Annotated in this window: 3 protein-coding genes; 2 read left to right on the top strand and 1 reads right to left on the bottom strand. The window is 62.0% G+C overall.

Annotated elements, in window-relative coordinates; genetic code table 11:
* Both NW863_RS11370 and NW863_RS11365 read left to right on the top strand, forming a co-directional pair.
* The coding region (locus NW863_RS11370; protein ID WP_414366449.1) for a glycosyltransferase family 9 protein at positions 1-639 on the top strand (639 nt) is incomplete at its 5' end.
* Between the two features lie 298 nt (positions 640-937).
* Positions 938-1,837, top strand: coding sequence for a DMT family transporter (locus tag NW863_RS11365; protein ID WP_414366447.1), 900 nt, complete (start codon positions 938-940; stop codon positions 1,835-1,837).
* Between the two features lie 6 nt (positions 1,838-1,843).
* Here NW863_RS11365 and NW863_RS11360 read toward each other — a convergent pair.
* On the bottom strand, positions 1,844-2,904 hold a 1,061-nt coding region (locus NW863_RS11360), incomplete at its 5' end, for an iron-containing alcohol dehydrogenase family protein (RefSeq protein ID WP_414366446.1).

Here is a 2,904-nt window from a genome sequence, read left to right as displayed (position 1 = left end):
AGCAACTACATTGCCGAGATCTTCTGCCGCCTGGCTTATGTGGAAACAGATTTTTTCCGCCTAGAGCTGCCCAGCCGGGATCCCGATTTTCCCGTGCCGGAAGTTCTGGTGCACATCACCACCACCCGCCGCGCCAAGATGTGGCCCTTGGAGTACTGGCGCCAGGTGATCCAGTGGTGCCGGGGGCAGGGCCTGCAGGTGGGGCTAATCGGCAGTGCCCCGGAGCTGCAGCGATCCCTCTACCACGGTGACGGTGAAGAGCAACTGGTGGCTGAAACAGGGATGATTGACCTGCGGGGCAAAACCAGCTTGATCGAATTGGCCGGAGCCCTGAAGCGGGCGCGGGTCTGTATCTCCGTGGACGCGGGGCCGATGCACATTGCAGCGGCTGTGGGCTGCCCCACCATTGCTCTGTTTGGCAACGATGCCGATGGCGATGGAGCTAGCCCAGTGCGGCTGTGGGCGCCTCGCCTGCCCCATGTTTACGTTACCCAAACTTCCTATAAATGCCGGGTCTGCGTGGAAAACAAGTTCAAAAACGAAACCTGCCTGGTGGAGGGCCACCCCTGCATGGCCCACCTCCGGCCAGAAACAGTCATCGGCTACCTGCAGGAGATTCTAAATCTGAAGAAGACGTAGGACTTCCAGCCGATCTCTTCCCTCACCCCCATCCCCTCTCCCTTTGGGAGAGGGGAGCTACAGAGCGAGGGGACAACTGTTGTTCATGGCTATTCGAGATGGCCATAGTTCCCAGGGATCCCCGTCTTTTTCCCTGCTGACCAGGGGGGTGGCAGAGAGGGCCCAGGAGCGCCGGTCGGATCCCTGACAGTCCGCTTAGGCTGAGAGTTCGAGGCTGAAAACTCTGTGCCTAAACCGTTTGGGTGTGAGCTGTAACGTTGAGAACGCGCAAGTGGGCCGGTTTGCGGAGGGGGGCCAAATGAGAGCCTGGCAAGGGGTTGCCCTGAAGCTGCTGGCCACCTTTTGCTTTGCCTGTTTGGGGGCGATCATCCGGCTCAACACGCCCGCCCTGCACCCTTTTGAAATTGTGTTCTTGCGCAACCTATTTGGGTTACTTGCCCTGGTGCCACTGCTTTTGCGAGCAGGGATCCACTCTCTGCGCACCGCCAAGATGGGCTTCTACCTCCTGCGCTCGGCAATCAGCACCTTGGGGATGCTGCTTTCCTTCTGGGCAGCCAGCCTGTTGCCTTTGGCGGAAGCAACGGCGCTGAGCTTTGTCCAGCTTTTGTTTGCCAGCCTCATGGCGGTCTGGGTGTTGGGCGAACAGATGCGTCCCTCCCGCTGGCTGGGGTTGGGCCTGGGGTTTGCCGGGGCCTTGGTGATGCTAAGGCCGGGCTTTCGGGAGCTCTCCTTAGGGACAGGACTAGCTTTGGCGGCGGCAGCCCTCTTTGCCTGGGTAACCATTATGCTCAAGATCCTCGCCCGCACCGAGTCCAGCCTCACCATTACCGCCTACATGGGCCTGTTGCAGACTCCCCTTTCCTTCTTGGCTGCTGTTTGGGTTTGGAGCTGGCCTTCGCCGGAGCAGTGGCTGTGGATGGCAACCATGGGGCTGCTGGGCAGCCTGGGCCAGGTGGCCCTCACCCAAGCTTACAAGCTGGCCGAGGTGACCATGCTGCTGCCTCTTGATTTTTTCCGCCTCCTCTGGGCTAGCCTGCTCGGGTTCTGGGTCTTTGCCGAGATCCCGGATGGGTGGACTTGGATGGGCGGAGCCTTGGTCTTGGCAGGCGCCACCTCTGGGGCCTACAGGGAAGCCCGGCTGCAGAGGGCCCAAACCCCGGCCTGGACTGGCAAAGTTGGAAAGCGGGAAGATCTCTAGGCCAGCCTAGAGCCGCGGCAGAACGGGACTGGAGCTGGTCAGGTCGGTGGTGGTGAGGGCCACCAGCAGGGCTTCTGGGCTGACGGGGAAGGGCAGGTGGTGGATATCTGAGCCTGGCTGGCAGGCCACTTGGGCTGCGTGCAGCAGCTCGGCGGATCCCAGGTGATCCAGGTGGAGATCCCGCAAGTTAAGGGGCAGCCCCACCTGGCGGTAGAACTCCAGTAGCTGGGTGCGGGCGGCCAGCGCCAACTGGCTTCCCTGCAGGATCTCCTCCAGGCGAAGCTGGGCCAAGATGCCAAAAGCCACTTTCTCGCCGTGCAGGGTGGCCCGGTGGCCCACCAGATGAGTAAGACCGTTGTGGACAGCATGGGCGGCCACGGTGCGACACTTGGCTCCTCCCATGCCGCCGACAATCCCCGCTAGGCAAATGCAGGCGTCCACCACCTGCCTCCAAGCAGTCCCACCTGGCTCCCGCAGGGCCGCCACCGATTTTTGCAAGAGCAAATCCCGTAAGACGCGGGCCTGCTGCACAGCGCCGATCACCAGGGCATCTTCTGAACTGCCGCTGCTCACAGAAGACTCGTACCACTTGGCCAAGGCATCTCCGATCCCGGCCACCAGAGTGCGTGCTGGTGCTTGCAGAATCAAGTCATAGTCCAGGATCAAAGCAGCGGGAGCCTGATCCAGGGCCACATCCCGCTGAAAAGCTCCGGCCTCCGAGTAGATGTTGGACAGGGCGCTCCAGGCGGCACAGGTGGCAGCAGAGGTGGGCACTGTTACCACCGGGATCCCCAACCGGTGGGCCACCAACTTGGCCGTATCCAACGCCTTGCCGCCCCCCACCCCCAAAATGCCGGTTACGGATTCTGCTGTGGCCAGAGCCTGGAGACGAGCCAGCTCCGATTCGGTGCAATCGACGCCATAGGTGCTCCAGTAAACCTGAACGGCGGGATCCCGCTCCAGATTGCGCTTCAGGGGCAGTTCAGCCACAGCTAGCGATCGCTCCCCCCCGATCACCAACACGCGGGATCCCAGGATCGTCAGGGGGACGGCCTCGAGAATGCCGC

The organism is Synechococcus sp. B60.1, from assembly GCF_047462555.1.
Taxonomy (GTDB): domain Bacteria; phylum Cyanobacteriota; class Cyanobacteriia; order Thermostichales; family Thermostichaceae; genus Thermostichus.
This window is presented reverse-complemented; position numbering and strand designations above follow the sequence as displayed.

Bases quoted from the DNA above. Each gene is read 5' to 3' on its own strand.
- NW863_RS11365 (WP_414366447.1), top strand. From the start codon at position 938: ATGAGAGCCTGGCAAGGGGTTGCCCTGAAGCTGCTGGCCACCTTTTGC.